The organism is Sphingomonas glaciei (assembly GCF_023380025.1).
Lineage (GTDB): Bacteria > Pseudomonadota > Alphaproteobacteria > Sphingomonadales > Sphingomonadaceae > Sphingomicrobium > Sphingomicrobium glaciei.
In genome coordinates this window covers 766,508-790,792 of the sequence record NZ_CP097253.1, presented here as the reverse complement: position 1 = coordinate 790,792, position 24,285 = coordinate 766,508, and the positions used below count along the sequence as shown (strand labels likewise).

Below are 24,285 nucleotides of genomic sequence, written 5' to 3'. Positions count from 1 at the left end.
TCGCGCCGCGCTCCACGGCTTGCGGTTGACCTTGCCACACGCCCTGCTAAAGGGGCCGCGCCTTGGCGGGCTCTGACGCCGCCATGTTCCTTGCCTGAACCGCGCAGCGCCGCTCTTTCCTGGAGCTTCGCGACGCACATGATGGAGTTGAGCATGGTGGAAGACGGCCCGGGGCAGGACGACAGGCTTCCCGCCGATGCACGTCTCGATCGCCTTGAAGAAAGGCTGGCCGAGGCACAGCGGAAGGAAGCGGTCAGGACCGGCAAGGCACCGGCCTCGGATGCTAGTGAGCAGATGGGGCAGAAGGTGCTTAGTCTCCTGATCGGCGGACTGCTTGGCGGGACACTGATCGGCTGGCTCCTCGACGAGCTGCTGGGAACGTGGCCGACGCTCTTCATCACGCTGATGGTGCTCGGCACCGCCAGCGGGTTCTGGAGCATCATCAAGATTTCGAACACGAACACGAAGACGAAGAGGGACCTTTAGTGGCCGCCGAATCGGGCAAGATCGATCCGATGCATCAGTTCCAGGTCGAACCCTTGTTCGGCCAGGACTGGACCGTTGCGGGCCATTCGATCGCCTTCACGAACAGTTCGCTGTGGATGCTGTTCACGCTGGCCGCCGTGTGGCTGTTCATGCTGGGCGGAATGAAGCGGGCGCTGGTTCCGGGCCGCTGGCAGGCCGCGGTCGAGGGCGTCACCGGTTTCATCACCAGCATGATGGACCAGAACATCGGCCCCGCGGGCCGCAAGTTCGTGCCCTACGTGTTCACCATTTTCATCTTCATCTTGTTCGCCAACATGCTGGGTCTGCTGCCGTTCGGCCTGGTCCCCGGCGTCCACCCTTTTACCGTCACCAGCCACCTGACCGTCACCGCGGTGCTGGCGATCGTGTCGTTCGCCATCGTGCTGGTGGTCGGCTTCGCCAAGCATGGCTTCCACTTCTTCAGCCTGTTCGTGCCGCACGGTGCGCCGTGGTGGATGCTTCCGATCCTGGTTCCGGTCGAGTTCGTGTCCTTCATGGTCCGCCCGTTCAGCCTGGCGCTGCGACTGTTCGTCGCGATGACCGCCGGCCACGTGCTCTTGAAGGTGCTCGCCGGCTTCGTGATCCAGGGCGTCAACCTGTCGAGCCCGCTACTGACCCCGCTGGTCGCCATCCCGAGCTTCGCCCTGATGATCGGCATCAGCGGCCTCGAGCTGCTGGTCGCCGCGATCCAGGCCTATGTCTTCGCGCTTCTGACGTCACTGTATCTCAACGACGCAGTCAATCTTCACTAGAAAATATAAGAGGGAGTTTAGAACATGGACGCTCAATCTGCAGCCCTGATCGGTGCTGGTCTCGCTGCCATCGGCGCCGGCATGGCTGCCCTCGGCGTGGGCAACGTCTTCGGCTCGTTCCTTGAGAGCGCGCTGCGCAACCCGGCGGCTGCCGACAGCCAGCAGGGCCGCCTCTTCATCGGCTTCGCCGCCGCCGAACTTCTCGGTCTGCTGTCGTTCCTCATCGCCATCCTGCTTTACCTCAAGGCGTAAGCAGGAAACCAAGGGCAAGGACGGCCAGATGCCTCAATTCGATCAGATCGCCGAAATCTACGCATCGCAGCTGTTCTGGCTGGCGATTACCTTTGGCGCGCTCTTCCTGATCGTGGGTCTCGGGATGGTCCCGAAGATCCAGGGCACCGTCGATAAGCGCGATGCGCAGATCGCGGCCGACCTCGCCACCGCCGCCAGCGCCCGCGAAACCGCGGATCGTCTGGAAGCGGAGAATCGTGCTGCGCTCGACCGCAGCCGGGCCGACGCGGCGCGGGTCGCCGCGGAAGCCAAGGCCGCTGCGGCGCAGGCGACCGAAGCCCGGGTCAAGGCAGCCGACGCTGCTGCCCAGACCCGGATCGAGGAAGCCTCGCGGCGGATCGCCGAAGCGCGCTCTTCGGCACAGGCCGAGATCGAGTCGGTTGCTGCGGAAGCCACTGCGGCGATGGTCGCACGCGTGTCCGCCCTGACCATTGATGAAGGCACGGCGCGCGCCGCCGTGCAGCAGGAGCTTGTCCGTGGCTAATGCCGCCAACGCCCTTGCGGCGACCGAAGTCGAAGCCGGTGTCGAGCATGTGGTCGATCCCAAGGCCCTAGGCTTCGACGCGACCATGCTGGTCGGCCTGGCGATGCTGGTCGTGATCGCGATCATGCTGTGGAAAAAGGTCCCGGCCGCGATCAACAAGGCGCTGGACGGCAAGATCGCCGGGATCCGCGCCCAGCTCGACGAAGCGGCAGCGCTGCGTGCCGAGGCCGAGCAGATCAAGGCCGATTACGAAGCCAAGGCCGCAGCCTCCGAGGGTGACGCCAGGGCGATGCTCGAACGTGCCCAGCACGAAGCCGAAGCGATCCGCGCCAAGGCCGAGGCCGACGCCGCCGCGCTGGTCGAGCGCCGCACCCGTATGGCCGAGGACAAGATCGCCGCCGAAGAGCGCAGCGCCCTCCAGCAGCTTCGCGCCAGCGCCGCCGATGCTGCCAGCAAGGCCGCTGCCAAGATCATCGCCGAGCGCCATGACGGCGCCAGCGACAAGGCGCTAATCGATCAGGCGATCGCGGGAATCCGCTAAACGCTGAAGGTCACCCGACCTTCGTCATCGATCGACCACGCAGGATTGAAGGCGATCTCCCACGCATGGTCGTCGGGATCGGCGACATAACCGCGATAACCGCCGTGCGGCGGCGCATCGGCTGGGCGGAGGATCCGCCCGCCTGCCTCGACTAGCTTCGCGATGAGCTGCTCGACCTCGGCTTCGCTGCCGACATTGTGGGCGAGGGCGAAGGCACCGGGGCGATGCAGGTCGGCTCGCTGGCTGTCTTTGGCCAGCTCGCTGGTCAGCCAGGTACCGAGAACGAAGCCGTTCATCTGGTAGAAGGCGATCTCCTCGTTGGCGAACACCGGCGTCCAGCCAAAGCCGTCCCGATAAAATTCCTGCGAGCGGGCCAGTTCCTCGGTGCCGAGCGTGATGACCGACACCTGCTGCATCAGGGCACGTTCTCAGTGAGCAGGTCGTAGGTCGCCACCAGTTCATCCTTCTGGTTGAAGATCTCCACCGCCCAGCGCACCACGCCGGTCTCCTCGCTCTTCAGCGACTTGGAGCGGACGGTCAGTTCCACCCGCATCGAATCGCCCGGATACAGCGGCGTCAGAAATCGCAGGTTCTCGAGGCCAGTGTTGGCCAACACGGGGCCGGGCGCGGGGTCGACAAACAGGCCGGCGGCGAAGCTCAGGATCAGGTAGCCGTGGGCGACCCGGCCCTCGAAGATGGGCGAGGCCTTGGCCGCTTCCTCGTCCATGTGGGCGTAAAAGGTGTCGCCGGTGAAGTGGGCGAAATGTTCGATATCCTCGACCGTGACCGTGCGGCTGGCGGTGCGCAGGGTGTCGCCGATATGGAGTTCGCTCATCCGCTTGCGGAAGGGATGGGCGTCCAGCACGTGCTTGGGTCCGCCCGGGATATATTGCGCGGTGATCGCGGCGATCATTCCGGGCGAACCCTGGAGCGCGGTACGCTGCATATAATGGGTGACGCCGCGGATGCCGCCCATTTCCTCGCCGCCGCCGGCTCGGCCCGGCCCACCGTGGACCAGGACGGGCAGGGGGCTGCCATGCCCGGTCGAGAAGGCGGCGTTGGTGCGGTCGATCACCAGCATCCGCCCGTGGAAGGCGCCGGCGCCCAGCACAAAGTCGCGCGCGACCTCACCCGAATGGGTGAACAGTGACAGCGCAAGGCTGCCCTTGCCGCGATTGGCGAGCTGGACCGCATCCTGCGCGTCGGTGTAGGGCATCAGGGTCGCGACAGGCCCGAACGGCTCGATGTCATGCGCGGCCCCGCAGGCCCAGGGATCGTCGGCGCAGAGCAGCACCGGGGCCATGAAGGCGCCGCCGCCGGGCCCGGTGCGGCTTTCGGGATCGCCCGACGCGACTCGCGCCCCTCCGGCCAGGATCGCCGCCACCGCCTCGTGCACGTTGTCGCGCTGCGCCTTGCTGACGAGAGCGCCCATGCCGGTCGCCTCCTCCCGAGGATTGCCGACCGTCAGCGCCGAAAGCCGGGTAGCGATCGCCTCTTCGGCCGCCGCGAAGAAAGCGGTCGGTACCATCGCACGGCGGATGGCCGTGCACTTCTGCCCTGCCTTGACCGTCATCTCGTTGACGACCTCGGCCACGAACAGGTCGAACTCGGGCGTGCCGGGCGCGGCGTCGGGGCCAAGCACCGAGGCATTGAGGCTGTCCTGCTCGGCGATGAACTTAACGCTTTCGCGCTGGATCACCGGGTGGGTGCGAAGCTTGAGCGCGGTCTGGGCCGAGCCGGTGAAGCTCACCACGTCCTGGCCCGATAAGTGATCGAACAGGTCACCGACCCCTCCGACCACCAGCTGCACGGCGCCCTCCGGCAGCACGCCGGCCTCTATCATCACCCGGAACGCGGCTTCGGCCAGCCAGGCGGTGGCGCTGGCCGGCTTCACGATCGCCGGCACCCCGGCGAGCAGCGCGGGGGCGAGCTTCTCCAGCATGCCCCACACCGGGAAATTGAAGGCGTTGATGTGGACCGCGACGCCCTGCAGCGAGGTGTAGACGTGCTGGCCCTGGAACAGCGGGCTCTTGCTCAGCGGCTCGAGCTGGCCGTCGAGCAGGACATGCGCATCGGGCAGCTCGCGCCGCCCCTTGCTGGAAAAGGACAGCAATGTGCCGGCGCCGCCTTCGATGTCGATCCAGCCGTCCTTGCGGGTCGCGCCGGTGGCATAGTTGAGCTCGTAGAGCTCCTCCTTGCGGGCGAGGATGGCAAGGCCGAGCGCCTTCAGCATCCGGGCGCGCTGGTGGAAGGTAAGGGCGCGCAGCGCCGGGCCGCCGACCTCGCGGGCGAAGCGGGCCATGCCGCCGAAGTCGATCCCGCCCGATCCGGTCAGCGCCACCGGCGATCCGTCGAGCGCGCTCGGCAATTCGGTCAGGCTGGCGGGGTCGCCGGGAGTCCACTCACCGCGGGCATAGTTGAGGAGTTGCTGCGTCTTCATCGGAATTTACCCAAGCATAAAAGGAAGATCGGACGTCACCGCCCGCGGTAGGTTGCCGGGCGCTTCTCGAGGAACGCCGCGACGCCTTCGCGATAATCCTCGGTGAAGCCGAGCCGCCGCATCTCCTCGCGCTGGAGGTCGAGCTCCTGGTCGAGGGTCCGTTCGCCGCTGCTGCGGATCAATTTCTTGATGGCGGCAAGGCCGAGCGGCGGGAGGCCCGCCAGCCTGGTCGCCAGCGCATCGACTTCGGTGTCCAGCGCCTCGTCGTCGACGCACCTCCATATCAGGCCCCATTCCGCCGCCTTCTCCGCCGGCAGCGGTTCGGCGGTCAGCGCGAGGCCGAGCGCGCGGGCCTGGCCGACCAGGCGGGGCAGGTGCCAGCTTCCGCCGCTGTCGGGAATGAGGCCGAGGTTGGCGAAGCTCTGGATGAACTTGGCCGAGCGGCCCGCCACCACCAGATCGCAGGCCAGCGCGATGTTCGCGCCGGCGCCGGCCGCGACGCCGTTGACCCGGGCGATCACCGGCTGACTGAGGCTGGCGAAGCGGCGGACCAGCGGGTTCCAGCACCCCTCGACCGTCTCGCCGAGGTCGACCACCTGACCGGGCGCGACCGCGCGGTCGTTGAGGTCCTGGCCCGCGCAGAAGCCGCGGCCCGCGCCGGTCAGGACGATCACCCGGGCGCTCTCCGTGGCGCGGTCAAGCGCGTCCCGCAACTCCGCGTGCATCGCGGCGGTAAAACTGTTGAGGCGGTCGGGCCGGTTGAGCGTGATCCGGGCGACGCGGTCGCTCTCGGCGTAGAGGATGGTGGGATCGCTCATCGGACCTGCTCCACCAGCCCTTCGCTCGTCATCTGCTCGAGGAGGGCGGTCACCTCGGCGCGGCACTCGGCTTCCTCGACGTCATACTCATTGGTGAGCCGGGTCACGAGGGTGTCGAGGTCGCGCGGTTCATCCAGCATGCGCCAGACGGTCGCGGTCACTTCCTCCATCCCGTAGGCGAAGCCGTTATCGGCATGAAGAGCGACCACGTCGTCACCGACATCGGCCGACATGGTGGCGGCGGAACGGCGATAAGTGGCGCTCATGACGCAATCTCCGAACTGAGAATGGGACCTTCACTCCGGTTGCGGAAATGACGGTCGAGATAATGGTCGAGGGCGAAGGACCGCACCAGCACCTCGGCCGATCCGGTCCCGGCCCGGCGCCGGGTGCGAGAAGCGGAAAAGCTGGTCTCCGGAGTGAGCGCTGCTCGTAACACCCCGGCCAGGCGGCGCGCCTCCGCGACGACGGGCAGTGCGGTATCGAGCGACCGACCGCCGCGCACCTCCTCGAGCAGGCGGCAGGCATAAGCAGCGCACGCACTTGGGCGCACGGCATAGATGGTGCAGGCGGTGCCTTCGAGCTTGGGGCAGGGCAGCGCGAAGATGGTCGAAGATGCGTCGACCTTTACCGGGAGCCCGATGGACCGGGCCGGTTCGATCTCGTTCGCTTGGAGTTTCACCCCGTCGTGCAGGGCGCCGGTGCAGCACAGGCCGCACGACGTGCAGAGTTGGCTCTCCACGTTCATCGCTTCGCTCATGCAGCGACGTCGAACTGCAGTCGCGCCAGCCGCGCATAGAGGCCACCGCGCGCGGTGAGGGTGGCGTGGGTGCCTTCCTCGACGATCCGGCCTTCGTCCATGACGATGATCCTGTCGGCGGCACGGACGGTCGCCAGGCGGTGGGCGATGACCACGGTGGTGCGGCTTTCCATCAACCGTTCCAGAGCGTCCTGCACCGCGGCTTCGCTTTCGGCGTCGAGCGCGCTGGTCGCCTCGTCGAGCAGCAGCAGGGGCGCATCGCGGAGGAGGGCGCGGGCGATGGCGATGCGCTGGCGCTGGCCGCCTGACAGCCGCGCGCCGCTTTCACCGAGGAAGGTGTCATAGCCGTCCGGCAGCGCGGACAGGAACTGGTGCGCATTCGCGGCGCGCGCAGCGGCCTCGATCTCGGCCTCGCCTGCATCCCATCGGCCGTAGCGCAGATTATCGCGCGCGCTGGCGGCGAAGATCACCGTTTCCTGGGGCACGAGCGCAATCTGGCGGCGCAGGTCGGCGGGATCGAGTTCGCGCACATCGACGCCGTCGAACGACACCGCTCCTGCCTGCGGGTCATAGAAACGCAGGGCGAGCTGGAACAGGGTCGACTTGCCCGCGCCCGAGGGCCCTACCACCGCGACGGTCTCGCCCGGCGCGACGTGGATGGTCAGCCCGTGCAGCGCCTTGGTGTCGGGACGGGTCGGATAGCGGAAATCGACGCCGTCGAAGGCCAGCGCGCCGGTGGCGGGCGCAGGCAGCGCCTTGGGTACCGCGGGCGCACCGATCTCGGCCCTGGCGGCGATCAGTTCGGCCAGCCGTCCGGCCGCGCCCGATCCGCGCAGCAGGTCGCCATAGACTTCGCTCAGCGCGGCAAAGGCGCCCCCGACCAGCACGCCGGTGAAGACGAAGGCGGCGATCTCGCCCCCGGTCATGCGGCCAGCGGCGACGTCGATCGCGCCCTCCCAGATGACCATCACGATCGCACCGAACATCAGCGCGATCAGCACCACCGTCATGATGGCGCGAAGCCGCATGCGGGTGCGAGCGGTGGTGAAAGCGCTTTCGACAACTTCGGCGAAGCGGGCCTCCTCGCGCCGCTCCTGCCCGAACGCCTGAACGATCTTCATCGCGCCCAGCACTTCGCTGACATTGGCGCCGACGTCGGCAATCCGGTCCTGGCTCGCGCGCGACAGAGCGCGCACCTTGCGGCCGAACAGGATGATCGGGCCGAATAGCAGGGGAATGGCGATCAGCAACAGCCCGGCGAGCTTGGGACTAAGCGCGAACAGGTAGATGATCCCGCCGATCCCGGTGACGAGATTGCGCAGCGCAAACGAGACCGAGGTTCCGACCACCTGCTCGAGCACCGCGGTGTCGGCCGTCAGGCGCGAGGCAATCTCGCTCGGGCGGTTCTCCTCGAAGAAGCGCGGCGGAAGGGTGAGGAGGTTGCGCTGCACCTGGCGGCGGAGGTCGGCGACCGTGCGCTCGCCTAGCCACGACACGAAGTAGAAGCGGAAGCCGGTCGCCAGCGCCAGCACGATCACGATCATCAGCAGGTATTGGAAAGCCTGGCTGACCGCGACGCCGCTGACCTCGCCCCCGGCAAATCCGCGGTCGATGACCTGCTTGAACCCATAGGGGATGGCGAGGGTCGCGGCCGAACTAACGCCGAGGAAGAACAATGCCGCGAGGATCCGTGCCGGATATTTGCCGGCCGCCTGGAACACGAGCTTGAGGTTGCCGATGCTGCGCCCGGCCTTGCTGTTTTCCTTGTCGTCGGACGCGCTCGCCATGCGGCAGCGGTTAGCAGGGGCGAGCGCGGACACAAACCCCCTCCGCGCGGCGCAACCGGCCATCTTGCCAGCGGACCCTTTCGGTTCCACACCGGTTGTTGGGCAAGAGAACTATTAAGTGAGAGTGGATGCTATACGACGCCTATGAAGTGCAGCGCAGCTGGCTGGCCGGTGCAAGCCAGCTTGCAAACCTCTCCTCCAACTGGCTGAGCAACAGCGCCAATCCGTTGAGCTATCACGGGATGAGCGGGATCGTCTCGGCCAGTCTCGACGTCTTCGCCCATGCTGCCGCGACCCGCGGCAAGCCGGCCTTCGGCCTCGACACGGTCACGATCGACGGCAAGTCGCTCCCGGTCCGGGAAGAGATCGTCGACCGGATGCCGTTCGGCCAGCTCAAGCACTTCGTTCGTGAAGGCGCACCCGAGGGCCAGCCGCGGCTGCTGATCGTGGCGCCGATGTCGGGCCATTATGCGACGCTGCTTCGCGGCACGGTGGAGCGGCTGTTGCCCGGCCATGAGGTTTATATCACCGACTGGCGCGACGCGCGGATGGTGCCACTCAGCGACGGCAAGTTCGATCTCGACGATTACGTCGACACGCTGATCGGCTGGCTTGGCAAGATCGGTCCCGGCGCGCATATGCTGGCTGTGTGCCAGCCAAGCGTCCCGGCTTATGCCGCAACCGCGCTGATGAACGCCGACAACCACCCGGCGACGCCGCGCACCCTGACCATGATGGGTGGCCCGGTCGACACCCGCGAAGCGCCGACCGCGGTCAACACCCTCGCGACCGAGCGGCCGCATTCCTGGTTCCAGCAGAACGTTGTGTGCACGGTGCCCAGCATGTATCCGGGCGGTGGGCGCAAGGTGTATCCGGGCTTCCTCCAACTTGCGGGGTTCATGACCATGAACCTTGGCAGCCACCTCGTCAGCCATTGGGAGATGTTCAAGCACCTAGTCGACGGCGACGAGGAGAGCGCGGACGCGACCCGCGACTTCTACGACGAATATCGCTCGGTCTGCGACATGACCGCTGAATTCTACCTCCAGACGGTCGACGTGGTGTTCCAGCGCCACCTCCTGCCCAAAGGCGAGATGATGCACCGCGGACGGCTGGTCGATCCGGCCGCTATCACCAAGACGGCGCTGCTGGCGATCGAAGGCGAGCGCGACGATATCTCGGGCGTCGGACAGACCAAGGCCGCGCTCAAGCTCGCCACCAGACTTCCGGCGGCGGACAAGAAATATCACCTCGCAAAGGGTGCGGGCCATTACGGCATCTTCAACGGCCGCAAGTGGCGCGAGAAGATCGCTCCGGTGGTCGAACGTTTCATCGCCGACTACAACTGAGCGGCGACAAGACAAAGGCCGGCCCGTCGCGAGACGGCCGGCCTTTTTCTCGGGACGATTCCGTCCGTTTAGGGGCTGACGGAAATCTGGTCGGGCGTGTCGTCGCCGTTCGCGAGCAGCAGGGCGGCGAGGCCACCCAGCGCGGCGAGACCGACCAGCAGCGGCAGGATGCCGACCCGGCCGCCAGCCGCCACCGCGGCAGGCGTGGCGATCGGAGCGGCTTCGGCGACCGGCGGCGCAACTGGCGCGTCGAGCATCGGGAAGACGCAGCCCGGAGTGCCCTGCACGGCAGCGCCAGCCGCAGCGGCCGCAGCCGCGCCGCACAGCGCATGGCTGGACGAGGGCGCGGCAAACGCGCTCAGCGCGGCCCACGGGCTGTAATCGACTGCCGGAGCCGCCTTCGCAGCCGCGGAAGCGGGCGCTGCCGCGAGCAGGCTGAGGCTGCAAAAGGCTGCAACGAACTTGGAACGGCTGGAAATCATTCGAGTATCCCCTCGACGCACGCGCGGCCCCACCAAAGCTACCGGGAGCAGACGGTTTTGAAAACGCCGGTCGTACCCGACGGTTGCATCGGTCGCCGTGCATCGGCGAGATGAAGAAGTCGGTCGAAAAGCCTGGCTTGAATGTCACGGCCGCTCCTCTAAGCCGCTCGGCGACCGTGTCCGACACCCCGCCCATCCTCCTTGTCGCCAACAGCAGCTGGAACCTGTCGCACCAGCGCGGCGGGCTGATCCGTGCATTTGAGACCGACGGCCGCTGGCCGCTCGCGGCGGTCGTACCGATCGGCGACCCGCCGGTCGGCTCGCTTCCAACCTACCAGGTCCCACTGATCGCCGACGGCACCGCCCCGCGCGCCGAACTGAAAAGCCTCGTCGCGCTGATCGCCCTGTTCCGGCAGGTCCGTCCGCAGGTCGTGCTGGGCTTCACCCCCAAGGGCAACATCTATGCCGGGCTGGCGGCGCGGGCGACCCGGCGGCCGTTCCTGCCCAATGTCTCGGGCCTCGGCACCGGCTTCATCCGCGGCGGCCTGCTGCTCAAGATCCAGGCCGCCCTGTACCGTGAAGCATTCCGCGGATCGCCCATCGTGTTCTTCCAGAACCGCGACGACGCCGCCCTGTTCGAGACGATGGGGCTGATCCTGCGCGGCCAGGTCCGGCTGATCCCCGGCTCGGGGATCGATTGCCGGGCCTTTGCCGCCCCGCCGCCCAAACCACGGACCGACGGCAAGCTCAGGCTCGTGTTCGTCGGGCGCTTGCTCGGCGACAAGGGGGTGCGGGAACTGGCCGGGGCAATGCGGCAATTGAAGCCGCACCATCCCGGCCTGTCGCTGACCCTGGTCGGCGAGCTTGGCGCGGCCAACCGGACCGCCATTTCCCGCGAAGAAGTCGACGGCTGGGTAGGCGATGGGCTTTTGATCCACGCCGGGCGCACCGACGACGTGCGTCCGTTCATCGCCGCCGCCGACGCCGTGATCCTGCCCTCCTATCGCGAAGGCATGCCCCGCGCCCTGCTCGAAGCGGCGGCGATGTCCCGGCCGTTGCTTGCTTCCGATGTCCCAGGCTGCCGCGAGATCGTCCGCGACGGCGACAATGGCCTGCTGTTCGAAGTCCGCTCTGAAGACGCGCTGGCGGCGGCGATCGAGCGCTTCGTCACTGCCGGCCCCGACCAGCGCCGCGCCTGGGCCCTTCGTTCGCGCGAAATCGCCGAGGGGGAATATGACGAGCGGCTGGTGATCGCGGCTTATCGCAGTGCAGTCATCGCCTTGACAGCAAAAGGCCGCTAGGGGGCGCGGCGATGTTCCGCCGTTTCTTCAAATCGCCCCGCGCGGCGGCACGCGGCCAGCCCGGCTGGCGGGCTTACGTGATCGGCGACGTGCACGGCTGCCTCGACCTGCTCGACGGGCTGCTGGATCAGATCGCCGAAGACCATGCGATGCGCGGGCCCTCGCGGGGGCTGATCGTCCTGCTGGGCGACCTGATCGATCGCGGACCCGACTCTGCCGGTGTGCTGAAGCGGTTGCGGGAATTCGACCTGAGCGACTTCAAGCTGATCAACCTTGCCGGCAATCACGAGGAAGTGCTGCTCAAGATCCTCGCCGGCGATCCGACCGAGGTGGCCGGCTGGCTCTATTTCGGCGGAGCGGAGACCGTTCTCAGCTATGGGCTCGACCCGAAGACGCTGGAAGGCCTGAGCCCCGCGGCGGCGCAGCGGCGGATCGCCGAGGCCGTTCCGCGCGAGGACCGCCATTTCCTCGAGCAGCTGGCGGATTCGATGCGGTTCGGCGACTTCCTGCTGGTCCACGCGGGCATCCGTCCCGGCGTGCCTCTCGAGCAGCAGAGCCTGCGCGACCTGCGCTGGATCCGTGAGCCGTTCCTTACAGACACCCGCGATCACGGCATGGTGGTGGTCCATGGCCACACCATCAGCGAGCGGGTGGAGGCGGTGGGATCGCGGATCGGGATCGACACTGGTGCCTATGCCACCGGCCGGCTGACCGCGCTCGGCATCGAGGGTGACCGGCGCTGGCTGATCGATACGGTGGACGGATTGCACGAAACGGAGAACAGCCTTGTTTGACGCGCTGTTTTCCGCCCCGGGCCTCGCCGATCACCTTCCCGAACTGCGCGCCCGGCCGCGCCGCTGGCTGGTGACCGGAGCGGCGGGGTTCATCGGTTCGAACCTGGTCGAAGCGCTGCTGCGGGTTGACCAGGAAGTGGTCGGGCTCGACAATTTCGCGACCGGTCACCAGCGCAATCTCGACGAGCTGCTGGGCGCCGTCACGACGGCGCAGGCGGCACGCTTTCGCCTGATCGCCGGCGACATCCGCGATCCGCGCACCTGCGCCGAGGCCTGCGCCGGGGCCGATGTCGTCCTTCACCAGGCAGCATTGGGCTCGGTCCCGCGATCGATCGCCGATCCGCTGACCAGCCACGACGTGAACGTCACCGGCTTCGTCCAGATGCTCGATGCCGCCCGTCAGGCCGGGGTAGGGCGGTTCGTCTATGCCGCCTCGTCGAGCACCTATGGCGACGAGCCCAACCTGCCCAAGCGCGAAGAGCGGATCGGCAACCCGCTGTCGCCCTACGCGGTGACCAAGCTAGTCAACGAGCTGTACGCAGCCGTCTACGCCCGCAGCTACGGTTTCAAGGCGACCGGCCTGCGCTATTTCAACGTCTTCGGCCCGCGCCAGGACCCGCACGGCCCCTATGCCGCGGTGATCCCGCGCTGGGTCGATTCGTTGCTGGTGGGCGAGACAATCGTGATCAATGGCGACGGCGAGACCAGCCGCGATTTCTGCTTCGTCGCCAATGCCGTCCAGGCCAATCTGCTGGCGGCGCTTGCACCCGACGAAGTGCAGGGCGAGGTGTTCAACGTCGCCGTCGGCGAGCGGACCACGCTCAACCAGTTGTTCGACCTGTTGCGGGACGGATTGCAGCGTCACGGTCGCAATGCGCCCGGCGAGGCCAGCTACGGGCCGTTCCGCAACGGGGATGTCCGCCACAGCGAGGCCGATATCGGCAAGACGGCGCGGATGATCGGCTACGCTCCCACCCACGACATCGCCGCCGGGCTCGCCGAGGCGTTACCCTGGTACCTTGCACAGGCGGCGGGCACGCGGGATTGAGCCTGTTGCTTGCCGGGGCGATGCTTTAAGGTCATGGCGAGTTTGGAGTAACAAAGGTCCGAACATGCGTTTGACGTTGAAATTGCCCGTGTTTGCGGCCGGCTCTCTTGCCCTGGCGCTCAGCGCCTGCGCCGACAAGCCGGGTGGGCCGATCCCGTACAACGTAACGCTTGCGCCGCCCGACCAGCCGCGCGCCCTCAGTCTCGAGGAAAATTACAAGATCGCGCCGCTCGACACGGTGTCGGTGAGCGTATTCCGTCAGAAGGACCTGTCGGGCGATTACGAGGTCGACCTGACCGGCCGGATCAGCATGCCGCTGATCGGATCGGTCGAGGCGGTGGACCTGACGACCGCCCAGCTCGATCAGAAGATTACTGCCGCCTATGGCAAGAAGTACCTCGTCAATCCGGACGTCGCGGTCGGAGTCAAGTCGTCGACCCGCCGCGCGGTCACCGTCGATGGCGCGGTCAAGTCGAGCGGGTCCTATCCGATCAACGGCCCACTGACGCTGCTGCAGGCGATCGCGCTGTCGGGTGGCGCGTCGGAGGACGCCAATCTGCGCCGGGTGGCGGTGTTCCGTACCGTATCGGGCCAGCGCCAGGCGGCGGCCTTCGACCTCCAGCAGATCCGCCGCGGGCAAGCCGCCGATCCGGCCATCTATGCGGGCGACATCGTCGTGGTCGACGGGTCGGGCGTGAAGGAAACGCAGAAGCGGATCCTCAGCAACATCCCGATCCTCTCCATTTTCCGGCCGTTCTGACCCAACGGGGTCGTGCTGCCGCGAAGGAGCCGCAATCTTGAATCGTGATCTTGCCTTCAGTTCCAATGGGCGCCTCCCGGCCGCCCCTGGCCAATTTCCGCCTGGCCCCGCGGCCCCGGGCAGCCGCGCCCGCAGTGCCGTGGGGCACAACCAGCTCGACTTCGCGAGCCTGCTTCGCATCGTCCGCGAATGGCGCTGGCTGATCCTTGCCGCAATGGTGCTGGGGGTGGCGGGCGCGATCGTCATCACGATGCTGACGACTCCGCTCTATCGGGCGGTGGCGACCCTGGAGGTCAACCCGCCGCAGGTGCAGGTGCTCGCAAAGGACGATTCGCAAAGCCAGTCCCTTCAAAGCTGGGACTTCATCGCGACGCAGGTCGGCCTGCTGCAAAGCCGCGCCGTTGCCGAGCGCACCGCGCAGGACCTGAACCTTGCCGCCAATCCGGCCGTCGCCGGCACCGAAGGCTCGCTGCAGGACCGGCTGGCGCGTGCCACGAGCGCCGTCGCCGGCGGGCTCAGCGTCACCATGCCCGAAGAAGGCACGCTGATCCGCTACTCCTATACCTCGCCCGACCCGCAGCTCGCCGCGACCATCGCCAACGGCGTGGCGGACAGCTTCATCAATGCCGGCCTGCAGCGCCGCTTCGAAAGCTCGGCCTACGCCCGCCAGTTCCTCGAGCGGCAAATCTCCAAGACCCGCGGCGACCTCGAGCGCAGCGAGCAGTCGCTGGCCCGCTATGCCCAGGCCGAAGGAATCATCACGCTCGGCGGCGCCGGGCAAGGCAGTTCGGGCTCGCCCGAGGCGGGCAATTCGCTGCAGGGCGACAGCCTCTCCGCGATCAACGCCGCTTTGGCCCAGGCGACAGCACGGCGGGTCGCGGCCGAGGGCGCCTATCGTGCCTCCGCGGCGTCGGGTCCGGGCAGCGCGGTCACGACCTCGACCCAGGCCCTGCGCGCCAGCCGCGCCCAGGTCGAAGCCGAATATAGCGAAAAGCGCGCCTCGCTTCAGCCTGACCATCCCGAGATGATCAGCCTGCGCGAACGCATCGCCGAGCTCAACCAGCAGATCGCGCGCGAAGGGGCGCAGGCCAGCGCCGGTGTCAACAACACGCTGGCCGCCGAATATCGCGGTGCGGCCGCGGCTGAACGGGCGCTCCAGGCGCGGGTCAATTCCCTGAAGGGCCAGGTGCTCGACCTGCGTGGCCGAAGCGTCCGTTATGGCATCCTGCAGCGCGAGGTCGACACCAATCGCAGCCTCTACGACGCCCTGCTCGGCCGCTACAAGGAGATCGGAGTCGCCGGGGGCATCGGCACGTCGCCGATCTCGATCGTCGACCGGGCCGAGCCCGCGGGCGCGCCGTTCAAGCCGAACCTTCCCCGCAACCTGCTGGCCGGCCTCGCGCTTGGCCTGATTGGGGGGCTGGGCGCCGCGGTCGGGCTCGACCTGCTGCGCGACACCATCCGTACCCGCGACGACATGCGCTCCAAGCTCGGTCTCGCCTGCATCGGCCAGATCCCCCGGCGGCAGACCAAGGGCGATTTCGTCGAAGATCTCAAGGATCCGGGGTCGCTGGTGTCCGAGGCCTATAGCGCCACTTCCGCCGCGCTTCGCTTCACCACTGAACATGGCGCGCCGCGGGTGATGATGGTGACCTCGACCTCGCCGGCCGAGGGCAAGTCGTCGTCGGTTCTGGCGCTGGCGCAAAACTTCGCCCGCCGCGGCGTCAACGTGCTGCTGATCGATGCCGACCTTCGCAAGCCGGCGTTCCGCGCCGCCAATGACGAGATCGGGCTGACCAAGCTCCTCACCAACGAGGAGGAATTGCTGGGCCATGTCGCCCCAACCCAGTTCGACAATCTGTCGCTGCTGCCGTGCGGGACGTTGCCGCCCAACCCCGCCGATCTGCTCGCCACCGCGCGCTTCGGAATGATCATCGAGGAGGCGTTACTGCACTTCCAGATGGTGCTGGTCGATTCGCCGCCGGTGATGGGTCTCGCCGATGCGCCGCTCATCGCGCACACCTGCCGCAACGTGCTGTTCGTGGTCGAAAGCGGCCGCACCCGGACCCGTCAGGCGGCCGAAGCGCTAAACAACCTTGAAGCGTCGGGTGCCCACCTGATCGGCGGTCTGCTGACCAAGGCCAGCGAGACCAACGGCAACTACAGCTATTACAACTACCGCTACGGCGAACTTGCCGACAAGCGCGAGCGGATCGCCCTTATCCCCCATCACCAGGAAGGTTGATGCGGGGAGGGGAGGCGGCCGGACCGGCACGGCGATCACCGCTGGCGTGGCTGGGCGTCGCGGCCGTGCTGCTGCTGGCGGTCCAGGCCGGCCGCTCGGCGTTCATTGCCGCCGAAGGTGAGCGCCGCCCGGCGGCCGCCCACACCCTGTGGCCCTCGCATCCCGTCCCGCAGGCGACCCTCGCCCTCGCCAGCATCGGTACCGCAGCCCGCGAAGGCAAGGCGCCGGACCAGGAGGCGCTCGAGCGCATCCGCAGCGTCGGCCGTGCCGATCCGCTTGCGGTCGATCCCCTGCTGGTCGCCGCGACCGCGCGCCTCGCCGCCGGCGATCGCCAGGGGGGCGAGAAATTGCTGAAGGCGGCCCTCCGCCGCGAACCGCGTTCGTCCGCCGCGCACTTCCTGCTGGCCGACCTCTACGTTCGCGAGCAGCGGGTAGGGGATGCCTTGAGCCACGTCGCGGTGCTCGGTCGGCGGATCCGCGGCGGCGGTGCCGAACCCTTCGCGGCCGCGCTCGCCGTCTATCTACGCGATCCCGCCAGGATCGCCGACGTGCGCCCGATGCTGCAGACCGATCGGGCGCTTCGCCAGTCGGTGATGACGAGGCTGGCGCAGGACCCGTCGGCCGCGACGTCGCTGCGCCTGCTGACCGGCCGCGGGGACAGCGGCGAGGAGTGGTTCCGCAACGCCTTCGAGCGGCAACTTGCCGGCGGCGATGTCGGCGGGGCCCGCGCCTTGCTCGCCGCCGCTCGGATCAGCGGCGGCGGGACGGCATTGACGCCGTGGGCCGCAGGCGACGATGCCGGGCCCTTGTCGTGGCGCTTTCCCGCCGGGTCGGACGGGGTGGTCGAACCGGTCACTGGCGGCCCGTTGCGGCTGGTCTTCTACGGCCGTGCCGACGCTTCGCTGGCCGACCATCTGCTGCTGTTGCCGGCGGGCCGCTACCGCTTTCAGGCGCAGTTCGCCGGCTCGCCTCCGCCTGAAACGTTCGAATGGCGCGTAACCTGCCTTCAGGGCGGGCGAGCGCTCGCTACCTGGCCGGTCGGCGCCCCGGCGAGCACGCAAATGCTCGACGTTCCCGCCGACTGTCCGGCGCAGCGCGTGGCATTATGGGGGCGCCTGGGCGAGTTCCCGAAGACCACCTCGGCCGAGCTGACGCGGGTCGTCCTCGCTCCGATGGTGGCCGCGCGATGAGCAGCACTTCCCTTCGCCACCTCGCCGTCCCGCTATTCCTGCTCGCCTGCCTGCTGCTCGGCGGCAGTCCTCAGGGCATCTGGCGCAACTTCATCCTGCAATTGGGCGGACTGGCGCTGATCGCCTGGGCCCTGCTGTCGAGCCGCCGCAGCCATCCGACCAGCGCCGGTCGCCTGCTGCTGTGGCTGGGCGGGCTGTGGTTCGCGCTGGTGCTGCTCCAGCTGATCCCGCTACCCCCGCAATGGTGGAGCCTTCTGCCTGGCCGCGCGCCGGCGGTGGAAGGCTTCGTCCTGCGTGGCGAGCCGCTGCCGTGGCTGCCCCTGTCGCTTGCTCCGGCGCAAACCCTGTCGATCCTTCCGCTGCTCGCGGTACCGTTGGGACTGATCGCGGCCGTGGTGGTGCTCGGCGCCTATCGTTCGCGCTGGGCGGTGGCGGCGCTGGTCGTCGGAACCTGCCTGTCGGTCCTGCTCGGCGCGGTCCAGCTCAGCCAGGGCGGGCCTTACCTGTTCGCCAATTACAACACCAATCGGGCGACGGGACTATTCGCCAACAGCAACCACCAGGCGACCCTGCTGCTCGCCACCCTGCCGTTCCTCGCCGCGCTGATCGGCCAGCAGCAGGGGGAAGGCCGCAAGCGGCAGTCGGCGGCGCTGGGACGGATTGTGATCGCGCTGGGCGCGATGGCGGTGATCCTGCTCGGAATCGTCCTCAACGGATCGATGGCGGGGCTCGGCCTGCTGCTGCCGGTCGGGCTCGCCAGTTTTGCGGTGGCCTTGCCCGGAACCGGCAAGGTGCCGCGGCGGCTGGCCGGGCTGGCGGTCCTGCTGATGCTGGCGGCTATGGTCGGGGTCGGTGTGCTGACCGAGGCCGGGAGCAACGCCACCTCGCTCGCCACCCGCTCCGATATCTACCGCATCACCCTTGCCGCGATCGGCGACACCTTCCCGGCGGGAACCGGGCTGGGCAGCTTCCAGGCCTATTACCGGCTGTACGAAAACCCCGCACTGGTCGATTCCTACTTCATCAACCATGCGCACAGCGACCCGCTGGAATGGATCCTCGAGACCGGGCTGCCCGGCGCGCTGCTGCTCGGGGCCTTGCTGTTGTGGTGGGCCACACGGGCGGTCCGCCTGTGGCGTGCCCCCACGCCCGACCTCATCGCGCTGGCGGCAACCGTCGCCTCGGGTGCCATCCTGGCGCACAGCCTGGTCGACTATCCGCTCCGCGATGCCGCGATCCAGGCGGTGTTCGCGCTGTCGCTCGCCTTCATGGCCGAACCGCGCAGCCATTCGGGTGGAAGCCGCTCTTCCTCGCGCGGGCAGGACCGGGCACCGCGCCACGTGACTTTGGACGACGATGGTCCGCTCAACGGGTAAGCAGCATCCCGAACTTTCGCGTCAGCTCGCTGAGGAAATAATGCGATCCCGGCACCATCAGCAGTTGCGACCGGTGGATCGGGATCGTCCCGAAGCGCCGCGCGGTGGGCTCGCCCGGATCGCCGATCGCCCCCAGCGCGATGCTGACCAGCCGCATCGTCGCGCCGTCGCCCTCGAGCTCTTCGGGCAGCCTGGTGCCGAGCAACCGGTTGGCGAGGATCAACCCGGCCGCCATCGTGCGTCCGGCGCCCAGCCGCGGCGCCCCGTCGGCGATCGCCGCCAATTGTTCGGGCGGGGTGCGCGCCACGAGCGCGGCAAAGTCGGCCAGCCACTTGAGCCGAAACCAGGCGCTCGAGGCGCCGTGCACTGCCAGATAGGGCAGCAGCAACCGCTCGGGCAGCGTCGGCAGCTTGAGCCCGCCGCGCACCTCCACCATCAGCGGGCTGACCGTCGCGACCGCGCTCGGCAGCAGCGACGGGTGATCGCCGAGGCGGCTGTGCAGGTCGAGCAGGATGCCGTCGTCGCTGCGCCACTGGCTTTCCTTGCGCGCGCGGTGCCAGTCGACCGGATCGACCGATGGATCGGGTACCTGCTGCACATAGCCCAGCGCGTCGAGCAGCCGCCCCGCCTTGCCGATCGCGGTCGGCGGCACCAGCAGGTCGATGTCGAGTTGCTGCTTGACCAGGGGATCGCCCCACGCCAGCGCGCCCAGCGTCTGGCCCTTGACGAACAGGTGCGGCAGCGACGCCTGGGCGAAGGCATGATGAACGCGCCCGCTCTCGATCACCATCGCGAGCCCGTCCGCCGCGATCCGCCGCGCTGCGGCGCCAATCGGCTGGGCGCCAAGCGGCACGATCCCGGCCCGGGTCAACGTCTTCCATACCAACCCTTCGACGCGGTGGCGCCTCGCCAGCAAGGCCAACCGGGAACCGTCCGCGGCGGCCAGCCGGGGGCCGAGCACGGCAAGATCGCCGTCGCTCAGCCCCGGGCGGCAGCAATCGGCAAGAAGGACGAGCATCGGCTCCATCCCATTGTCCTTAGCGGCGGCGCGGGCGAAAGCCACCGGAGCCGGGCATGGTGAGCCTGGTCCGGCTGTTCGGCCTCACCATCGCCAGCGAATTGCCCCTGCCGGGATTGGTCGATGCACCGGACGGATCGCCGATCGACGTCACCATCCGCCGCGGGACGGTGGGGCCGGAGGCCGACCTCGTCATACCCAAGGCAGGCTCTTTCGCGGTGCGCGACGGGCGGGAGATCGTCGTCGACGCGCTTCCCGGCATTCCCGAGCGCAATGTGCGGCTGTTCCTGCTCGGCAGCGCAATGGGTCTGCTGCTCCATCAATGCGGGCTGTTCCCGCTCCACGCCAACGCCGTCGCGCTGGACGGCATGGCGATCGCGGTCGCCGGTGCGACGGGAGCGGGCAAATCGACGCTCGCCGCCTGGTTCTCGCGGCTGGGCCTTGGGCTGGTCGGGGACGATGTGATCGCCCTCAAGCCGACCGACGAGGGCATGGTCGCACTTCCCGGACCGCCGCGCGTGCGGTTGTGGCGTCAGTCGCTCGATACCTTCGGGCTGGGCAGCGACGGCCTCGAACCCAGCTACGTCGATCCCGACTTCGACAAATGGGACGTGCCGGTCGCGCTCAGCGGCCATGAAATCGAAGAACTGCCGCTGGGCTGCGTCTATGTGCTGGGCGACGGGCCGGGCATCGGCATCCGCCGGCTGGGCGGCGCGGCGGCTGCCGAAGCGCTGTTCGACCACACTTATCGCGGCGGTTATGTCGAGCAGGTCGGCGGCGCGGCCGGACACTGGCAGGCAGTGGCGCGGATTGCCGCGTCGGTCCCGGTCTTCAGCCTCGAACGCCCGCGCGACCTCAGCCAGCTTGATGCGCTGGGCCGCGCTCTGCTGGATCACGCGCGGGCTGCAACCGCTCGAACAGGCGGCGCGGGTCGGTAAGCAGTACGAGCGTGATGCCGGTCACGCCGCAGATCGCGAGGCCCCACAGATAGGGGATCTGGGTCCCGTTGAATGCCTGCCCGATGGCAAAGCCGGCCAGCGCGGCGAGCACGGTGCTGACCACGCCTTGGATCGACGAGGCCATGCCCGCCTGGGGCGCCATGCGCTCCATCGCCAGCGTGTTCATGTTGGCCGCGCAGAAGGAGAAGCTGGCGAGCACCAGCGCCTGCCCGATCACGAAGCCGATCAGGTCCTCGCCGCCGAAGGTGGCCACGGCGGCGTGGCCGAGCGCGAACAAGGCGAACGCCACCGTGCCGGTATGCGCCACCCGCCGCAGCCCGTAGCGTCCGACCAGCTTGCTGTTGGTGAAGCTTGCCAGCGCCATCGGGGCCGCCACCGCGCCGAACACGAGGCCGATCAGCTCGGGCCGGCGGAAGACGTCGAACACGATCTGCTGGATCGAGGCGATATAGGCGATGAGGCCGGAGAAGAGCGCGGTCTGGGCCAGCGTGTAGCCGAGCGACTGGCGATCGGTAACCACCGCGCGGGCGCCCTCCAGCAGGTCGCCGAGGCCAAGCGTCCGGCGGTGCTCGTCCTTCAGCGTCTCGGGGATGCGCAGAAAGGCCCACAGGCCGACCACGATGCCGAACAGCCCCAGCGCCCAGAAGATCGCCTGCCACGGGCCGACGGTCAGGATCAGTTGGCCGATGCTCGGCGCCATCACGGGAATGACCATGAACACCATCGCCACGAGGCTCATCACCCGGGCCATTGCCTCGCCCTCGAACAGGTCGCGCACCATCGCCAGCACGATCACCCGGGTCGCGGCGGCGGCGGCGCCCTGGAACACGCGGGCGAGGATCAGGATCTCGAACGTCGGCGCGGCCGAGCAGAGGAAGGCGAACACGACGTAGATGGAGATACCGATGGTCAGCATCGGCTTGCGCCCGAAGCGGTCGGCCAGCGGACCCCAGAACAATTGCCCGACGCCGAACCCGAGGGTGTAGACGATCAGCACCAGCTGGCGGCGGTTCTCGTCGGTCACGCCGAGGTGACTGGCGATATCCTCCAGCGCCGGGATCATCGAATCGATCGCGACGGCATTCAGCGCCATCAGCGCGGCCAGCAGCGCGATCGTTTCACGCGCGCCGGGACGGGGCCCGGTGCCGAGCGGGGAGGGGTGATGGAGGGAAACCATGGGGAAGGCTGCTCTACGCGCCGCCCGCGCCGCTGGTTCCCAGCGTTGGCACGGTCGCGATCGGCCGCCAGCCATCGGCGAAGCGGGGGTCCTCGCCGGCGTGGATGCCGCCCGCGACAAACACCGCGTCGATCCCGAACGCCGCGGCGCCCGCCATGTCGGTCTGGAGCCCGTCGCCGATCGCCAGAACCGCGCTCCGGTCCGGATTTCCGCCGAGCCGGAGGGCGTGTTCGTAGATGGCGGGATAGGGCTTACCGTACCAGATCACCCGCCCGCCCATTGCCTCATAGGCGTCGGCAAGCGCCCCGGCGCAGACCATCACCTCGCCCATGTGATGGACGATGCGGTCGGGGTTGAGGCAGTGCATTAGCACGTCGGCCGCGCGCCACTCGGCCAGGCGTCCGGCATAGTCGGCAACGGTCTCGCCGGTGTCGAGGCCCGCGCAGGCCAACTCGTCGAAGCCGCCCGCAGCGACCACCAGCCCGCGCGCGGTCAGGTCGGCCCGGTCGGCCGCCGTCCCGCAAAATCCCACCGGCCGGCCGCGCACAGCGGCGAGACCGGCCTCGCCCGCGGTGACGATCCCGCTGTCCAGGGCCGGGTCGAGCCCGAGGCGAAGCAACTGCGCACGGATCGCGTCGGCGCTGCGCGGGGCATTGGTGACGAACAAGGTTTGCCGCCCCTGTTGCTTCCACGCCGCCAGCGTCTCCGCCACTCCGGGGAAGATGGCGAAGCCGTCATGAACGCAGCCCCACAGGTCGCAGAAGATCAGCCGGTAGCGCTCCGGCAGGTCGAGCAGCTTCACCGGCCTCAGGTTTCCGGCGGCGGCGGCGGCATGTGGCTGGGCGCCGCCGGATGCTCGATGATCGGCGATTCCTCGACGTCGAGCGGGCCTTCCCATTTGGCGACCAGCACGCTCGCCACCGCATTGCCGACGACGTTGGTGGCCGACCGGCCCATGTCGAGGAAGTGGTCGACCGCGAGGATCAGCAGCAGCCCGGCCTCGGGGATATTGAACATCGCCAGGCTGCCGGCGATCACCACCAGGCTGGCGCGCGGCACACCGGCGATACCCTTGCTGGTGATCATCAGCGTGAGCAGCAGCAGGATCTCCTGCCCGAGGCTGAGGTCGATGCCATAGGCCTGCGCGATGAAGATCGTCGCGAAGGTCATGTACATCATCGAGCCGTCGAGATTGAACGAATAGCCCAGCGGCAGGACGAAGCTGGCGATACGCGGGGGAACGCCGAACTTGTCGAGCGCCTCCAGCGTGCGCGGATAGGCCGCTTCCGACGAGGCGGTCGAGAACGCCAGCACCAAGGGATCGCGGATGTAGCGGGCGAGGTGGGTGATGCGGTTGCCCACGGCGAGGAACGCGACCCCGAACAGCAGGCACCAGAGGATGAACAGGCCGAGGTAGAAGCTGCCGATGAACTGACCGAAGGTGAGGATCACGCCGGGGCCGTTCTCGGCGATGGAGGCGGCCACGGCGGCGAACACCGCGAGGGGCGCCAGGCGCATGACATAGCCGGTGACGACGAGCATGACCTCGACCAGCCCCTCGACCGCGCGGACCAGCGGCTTGGCCTTTTCGCCCACTGCGGTGATCGCGACGCCGATGAACAACGAGAACACCACAATCTGCAGGATCTCGTTGGAAGCCATTGCCTCGATGCCCGAAGCCGGAACCACGTGGGTGACGAACTTGGCGAGGTCGAAGGTTGAAGTGTCGACCCCGCTCGCGGCATTGACCGGAGGCAGCGGCAGGTTGAGCCCGACGCCCGGCTGCAGCGTGTTGACCAGGATCAGGCCAAGCGTCAGCGAGATCAGGCTGGCGGTGATGAACCAGGCCATGGTCCGCGCGCCAACCCGGCCCAGTGCCGCGGTGTCGCCCATGTGCGCCACGCCCGCGACCAGCGTCGCGAACACCAGCGGGGCGATGATCATCTTGATCAGCCGCAGGAACAGGGTGGTGACGATGCCGAAATATCCGGCGATCGTCTCCAGCTGAGCCTTGCCCTCGGGCGTGGTGTCGCCAACTTGCGCATTGATCACCCAGCCGGTGATCAGCCCAAGGATGAGCGCTGCCAGGATGTACCAGGTCAGGCGTTTGGCCACGAAACAATCTCCTCACGCGTCGTTGCGAGGCGCGTGAGCGCCGACACAATCCATTGGAGTGCTGGATTGCTTC

25 protein-coding genes are annotated in these 24,285 nt (G+C 68.1%); 14 read left to right on the top strand and 11 right to left on the bottom strand.

The window, feature by feature from the left end:
* Nucleotides 1-153: 153 nt before the first annotated feature.
* From M1K48_RS03760 to M1K48_RS03740, 5 genes are read left to right on the top strand one after another with little or no spacing between them, the layout of a single operon-like run.
* Complete coding sequence (locus M1K48_RS03760; RefSeq protein WP_249504533.1) at nucleotides 154-486, top strand: AtpZ/AtpI family protein; 333 nt, start codon at nucleotides 154-156, stop codon at nucleotides 484-486.
* Nucleotides 486-1,277 (top strand): F0F1 ATP synthase subunit A, encoded by a 792-nt coding sequence (locus M1K48_RS03755; protein WP_249504532.1) that lies wholly within the window; start codon nucleotides 486-488, stop codon nucleotides 1,275-1,277. Before M1K48_RS03760 ends, M1K48_RS03755 begins: the two co-directional genes overlap by 1 nt.
* Before the next feature lie 24 nt (nucleotides 1,278-1,301).
* Nucleotides 1,302-1,529, top strand: coding sequence for a F0F1 ATP synthase subunit C (locus tag M1K48_RS03750; RefSeq protein WP_249504531.1), 228 nt, complete (start codon nucleotides 1,302-1,304; stop codon nucleotides 1,527-1,529).
* Between the two features lie 28 nt (nucleotides 1,530-1,557).
* Complete coding sequence (locus M1K48_RS03745) at nucleotides 1,558-2,052, top strand: F0F1 ATP synthase subunit B family protein (protein ID WP_249504530.1); 495 nt, start codon at nucleotides 1,558-1,560, stop codon at nucleotides 2,050-2,052.
* Complete coding sequence (locus tag M1K48_RS03740) at nucleotides 2,045-2,593, top strand: F0F1 ATP synthase subunit B family protein (RefSeq protein ID WP_249504529.1); 549 nt, start codon at nucleotides 2,045-2,047, stop codon at nucleotides 2,591-2,593. The genes M1K48_RS03745 and M1K48_RS03740 overlap by 8 nt, the downstream gene beginning before the upstream one ends.
* Here M1K48_RS03740 and M1K48_RS03735 read toward each other — a convergent pair.
* From M1K48_RS03735 to M1K48_RS03710, 6 genes are read right to left on the bottom strand one after another with little or no spacing between them, the layout of a single operon-like run.
* A complete protein-coding gene (locus M1K48_RS03735) occupies nucleotides 2,590-3,009 on the bottom strand; it encodes a VOC family protein (protein WP_249504528.1) in 420 nt (139 codons plus the stop codon). The genes M1K48_RS03740 and M1K48_RS03735 overlap by 4 nt on opposite strands.
* Nucleotides 3,009-5,033 (bottom strand): phenylacetic acid degradation bifunctional protein PaaZ, encoded by a 2,025-nt coding sequence (paaZ, locus tag M1K48_RS03730; RefSeq protein WP_249504527.1) that lies wholly within the window; start codon nucleotides 5,031-5,033, stop codon nucleotides 3,009-3,011. Before paaZ ends, M1K48_RS03735 begins: the two co-directional genes overlap by 1 nt.
* A 35-nt stretch (nucleotides 5,034-5,068) precedes the next feature.
* Entirely contained in the window at nucleotides 5,069-5,851 is a 783-nt protein-coding gene (paaG, locus tag M1K48_RS03725; RefSeq protein WP_249504526.1) for a 2-(1,2-epoxy-1,2-dihydrophenyl)acetyl-CoA isomerase PaaG, read from the bottom strand.
* Entirely contained in the window at nucleotides 5,848-6,117 is a 270-nt protein-coding gene (locus M1K48_RS03720; protein ID WP_249504525.1) for a PqqD family protein, read from the bottom strand. The genes paaG and M1K48_RS03720 overlap by 4 nt, the downstream gene beginning before the upstream one ends.
* Entirely contained in the window at nucleotides 6,114-6,599 is a 486-nt protein-coding gene (locus tag M1K48_RS03715; RefSeq protein ID WP_249504524.1) for a YkgJ family cysteine cluster protein, read from the bottom strand. The genes M1K48_RS03720 and M1K48_RS03715 overlap by 4 nt, the downstream gene beginning before the upstream one ends.
* A gap of 8 nt (nucleotides 6,600-6,607) precedes the next feature.
* A complete protein-coding gene (locus M1K48_RS03710) occupies nucleotides 6,608-8,398 on the bottom strand; it encodes an ABC transporter transmembrane domain-containing protein (RefSeq protein ID WP_249504523.1) in 1,791 nt (596 codons plus the stop codon).
* Between the two features lie 128 nt (nucleotides 8,399-8,526).
* Here M1K48_RS03710 and M1K48_RS03705 point away from each other — a divergent pair, with 128 nt between their 5' ends.
* Complete coding sequence (locus M1K48_RS03705; RefSeq protein WP_249504522.1) at nucleotides 8,527-9,747, top strand: polyhydroxyalkanoate depolymerase; 1,221 nt, start codon at nucleotides 8,527-8,529, stop codon at nucleotides 9,745-9,747.
* Between the two features lie 68 nt (nucleotides 9,748-9,815).
* On the opposite strand, the gene M1K48_RS03700 is transcribed toward M1K48_RS03705, so the two are convergent.
* Nucleotides 9,816-10,229 carry a hypothetical protein gene (locus tag M1K48_RS03700; RefSeq protein ID WP_249504521.1) on the bottom strand — a complete coding sequence of 138 codons (414 nt, stop codon included), beginning with the start codon at nucleotides 10,227-10,229 and terminating at the stop codon, nucleotides 9,816-9,818.
* A 110-nt stretch (nucleotides 10,230-10,339) separates the two neighbouring features.
* Between M1K48_RS03700 and M1K48_RS03695 the strand changes: the two genes are divergently transcribed.
* The 7 genes from M1K48_RS03695 to M1K48_RS03665 all read left to right on the top strand — a co-directional run bounded on the left by M1K48_RS03695 (nucleotide 10,340) and on the right by M1K48_RS03665 (nucleotide 18,943).
* Nucleotides 10,340-11,530 carry a glycosyltransferase family 4 protein gene (locus tag M1K48_RS03695; protein ID WP_249504520.1) on the top strand — a complete coding sequence of 397 codons (1,191 nt, stop codon included), beginning with the start codon at nucleotides 10,340-10,342 and terminating at the stop codon, nucleotides 11,528-11,530.
* 11 nt (nucleotides 11,531-11,541) lie between these two features.
* Nucleotides 11,542-12,324, top strand: coding sequence for a metallophosphoesterase (locus M1K48_RS03690; protein WP_249504519.1), 783 nt, complete (start codon nucleotides 11,542-11,544; stop codon nucleotides 12,322-12,324).
* Nucleotides 12,317-13,372, top strand: coding sequence for an SDR family oxidoreductase (locus M1K48_RS03685; protein ID WP_319941197.1), 1,056 nt, complete (start codon nucleotides 12,317-12,319; stop codon nucleotides 13,370-13,372). The genes M1K48_RS03690 and M1K48_RS03685 overlap by 8 nt, the downstream gene beginning before the upstream one ends.
* Nucleotides 13,373-13,436: 64 nt before the next feature.
* Complete coding sequence (locus tag M1K48_RS03680; protein ID WP_249504518.1) at nucleotides 13,437-14,132, top strand: polysaccharide biosynthesis/export family protein; 696 nt, start codon at nucleotides 13,437-13,439, stop codon at nucleotides 14,130-14,132.
* 37 nt (nucleotides 14,133-14,169) lie between these two features.
* Nucleotides 14,170-16,377 (top strand): GumC family protein, encoded by a 2,208-nt coding sequence (locus M1K48_RS03675; RefSeq protein WP_249504517.1) that lies wholly within the window; start codon nucleotides 14,170-14,172, stop codon nucleotides 16,375-16,377.
* Entirely contained in the window at nucleotides 16,377-17,567 is a 1,191-nt protein-coding gene (locus M1K48_RS03670) for a tetratricopeptide repeat protein (protein WP_249504516.1), read from the top strand. The genes M1K48_RS03675 and M1K48_RS03670 overlap by 1 nt, the downstream gene beginning before the upstream one ends.
* Nucleotides 17,564-18,943: an O-antigen ligase family protein gene (locus tag M1K48_RS03665; RefSeq protein WP_249504515.1), complete on the top strand. Its 1,380-nt coding sequence runs from the start codon at nucleotides 17,564-17,566 to the stop codon at nucleotides 18,941-18,943. Before M1K48_RS03670 ends, M1K48_RS03665 begins: the two co-directional genes overlap by 4 nt.
* Here the strand turns inward: M1K48_RS03665 and M1K48_RS03660 are convergent.
* Nucleotides 18,933-19,970 (bottom strand): nucleotidyltransferase family protein, encoded by a 1,038-nt coding sequence (locus M1K48_RS03660; protein ID WP_249504514.1) that lies wholly within the window; start codon nucleotides 19,968-19,970, stop codon nucleotides 18,933-18,935. The two genes, M1K48_RS03665 and M1K48_RS03660, sit on opposite strands and share 11 nt — an antisense overlap.
* A 47-nt stretch (nucleotides 19,971-20,017) precedes the next feature.
* On the opposite strand from M1K48_RS03660, the gene M1K48_RS03655 reads away from it, so the two are divergent.
* Complete coding sequence (locus M1K48_RS03655) at nucleotides 20,018-20,899, top strand: phosphoenolpyruvate carboxykinase (ATP) (RefSeq protein WP_249504513.1); 882 nt, start codon at nucleotides 20,018-20,020, stop codon at nucleotides 20,897-20,899.
* On the opposite strand, the gene M1K48_RS03650 is transcribed toward M1K48_RS03655, so the two are convergent.
* The 3 genes from M1K48_RS03650 to M1K48_RS03640 are packed head-to-tail and all read right to left on the bottom strand — an operon-like array spanning nucleotide 20,817 to nucleotide 24,212.
* Complete coding sequence (locus M1K48_RS03650) at nucleotides 20,817-22,097, bottom strand: multidrug effflux MFS transporter (protein ID WP_249504512.1); 1,281 nt, start codon at nucleotides 22,095-22,097, stop codon at nucleotides 20,817-20,819. The two genes, M1K48_RS03655 and M1K48_RS03650, sit on opposite strands and share 83 nt — an antisense overlap.
* Before the next feature lie 13 nt (nucleotides 22,098-22,110).
* Nucleotides 22,111-22,899 (bottom strand): HAD hydrolase-like protein, encoded by a 789-nt coding sequence (locus tag M1K48_RS03645; protein ID WP_249504511.1) that lies wholly within the window; start codon nucleotides 22,897-22,899, stop codon nucleotides 22,111-22,113.
* Between the two features lie 5 nt (nucleotides 22,900-22,904).
* Nucleotides 22,905-24,212 (bottom strand): dicarboxylate/amino acid:cation symporter, encoded by a 1,308-nt coding sequence (locus tag M1K48_RS03640; RefSeq protein WP_249504510.1) that lies wholly within the window; start codon nucleotides 24,210-24,212, stop codon nucleotides 22,905-22,907.
* Between the last annotated feature and the right edge of the window lie 73 nt (nucleotides 24,213-24,285).

Coding starts and splice junctions, on each gene's coding strand:
- M1K48_RS03760 (WP_249504533.1), top strand. CDS start 154: ATGGTGGAAGACGGCCCGGGGCAGGACGACAGGCTTCCCGCCGATGCA.
- M1K48_RS03750 (WP_249504531.1), top strand. CDS start 1,302: ATGGACGCTCAATCTGCAGCCCTGATCGGTGCTGGTCTCGCTGCCATC.
- M1K48_RS03745 (WP_249504530.1), top strand. CDS start 1,558: ATGCCTCAATTCGATCAGATCGCCGAAATCTACGCATCGCAGCTGTTC.
- M1K48_RS03735 (WP_249504528.1), bottom strand. CDS start 3,009: ATGCAGCAGGTGTCGGTCATCACGCTCGGCACCGAGGAACTGGCCCGC.
- paaZ (WP_249504527.1), bottom strand. CDS start 5,033: ATGAAGACGCAGCAACTCCTCAACTATGCCCGCGGTGAGTGGACTCCC.
- paaG (WP_249504526.1), bottom strand. CDS start 5,851: ATGAGCGATCCCACCATCCTCTACGCCGAGAGCGACCGCGTCGCCCGG.
- M1K48_RS03720 (WP_249504525.1), bottom strand. CDS start 6,117: ATGAGCGCCACTTATCGCCGTTCCGCCGCCACCATGTCGGCCGATGTC.
- M1K48_RS03715 (WP_249504524.1), bottom strand. CDS start 6,599: ATGAACGTGGAGAGCCAACTCTGCACGTCGTGCGGCCTGTGCTGCACC.
- M1K48_RS03710 (WP_249504523.1), bottom strand. CDS start 8,398: ATGGCGAGCGCGTCCGACGACAAGGAAAACAGCAAGGCCGGGCGCAGC.
- M1K48_RS03705 (WP_249504522.1), top strand. CDS start 8,527: ATGCTATACGACGCCTATGAAGTGCAGCGCAGCTGGCTGGCCGGTGCA.
- M1K48_RS03700 (WP_249504521.1), bottom strand. CDS start 10,229: ATGATTTCCAGCCGTTCCAAGTTCGTTGCAGCCTTTTGCAGCCTCAGC.
- M1K48_RS03695 (WP_249504520.1), top strand. CDS start 10,340: ATGAAGAAGTCGGTCGAAAAGCCTGGCTTGAATGTCACGGCCGCTCCT.
- M1K48_RS03690 (WP_249504519.1), top strand. CDS start 11,542: ATGTTCCGCCGTTTCTTCAAATCGCCCCGCGCGGCGGCACGCGGCCAG.
- M1K48_RS03680 (WP_249504518.1), top strand. CDS start 13,437: ATGCGTTTGACGTTGAAATTGCCCGTGTTTGCGGCCGGCTCTCTTGCC.
- M1K48_RS03670 (WP_249504516.1), top strand. CDS start 16,377: ATGCGGGGAGGGGAGGCGGCCGGACCGGCACGGCGATCACCGCTGGCG.
- M1K48_RS03665 (WP_249504515.1), top strand. CDS start 17,564: ATGAGCAGCACTTCCCTTCGCCACCTCGCCGTCCCGCTATTCCTGCTC.
- M1K48_RS03660 (WP_249504514.1), bottom strand. CDS start 19,970: ATGGAGCCGATGCTCGTCCTTCTTGCCGATTGCTGCCGCCCGGGGCTG.
- M1K48_RS03655 (WP_249504513.1), top strand. CDS start 20,018: ATGGTGAGCCTGGTCCGGCTGTTCGGCCTCACCATCGCCAGCGAATTG.
- M1K48_RS03650 (WP_249504512.1), bottom strand. CDS start 22,097: ATGGTTTCCCTCCATCACCCCTCCCCGCTCGGCACCGGGCCCCGTCCC.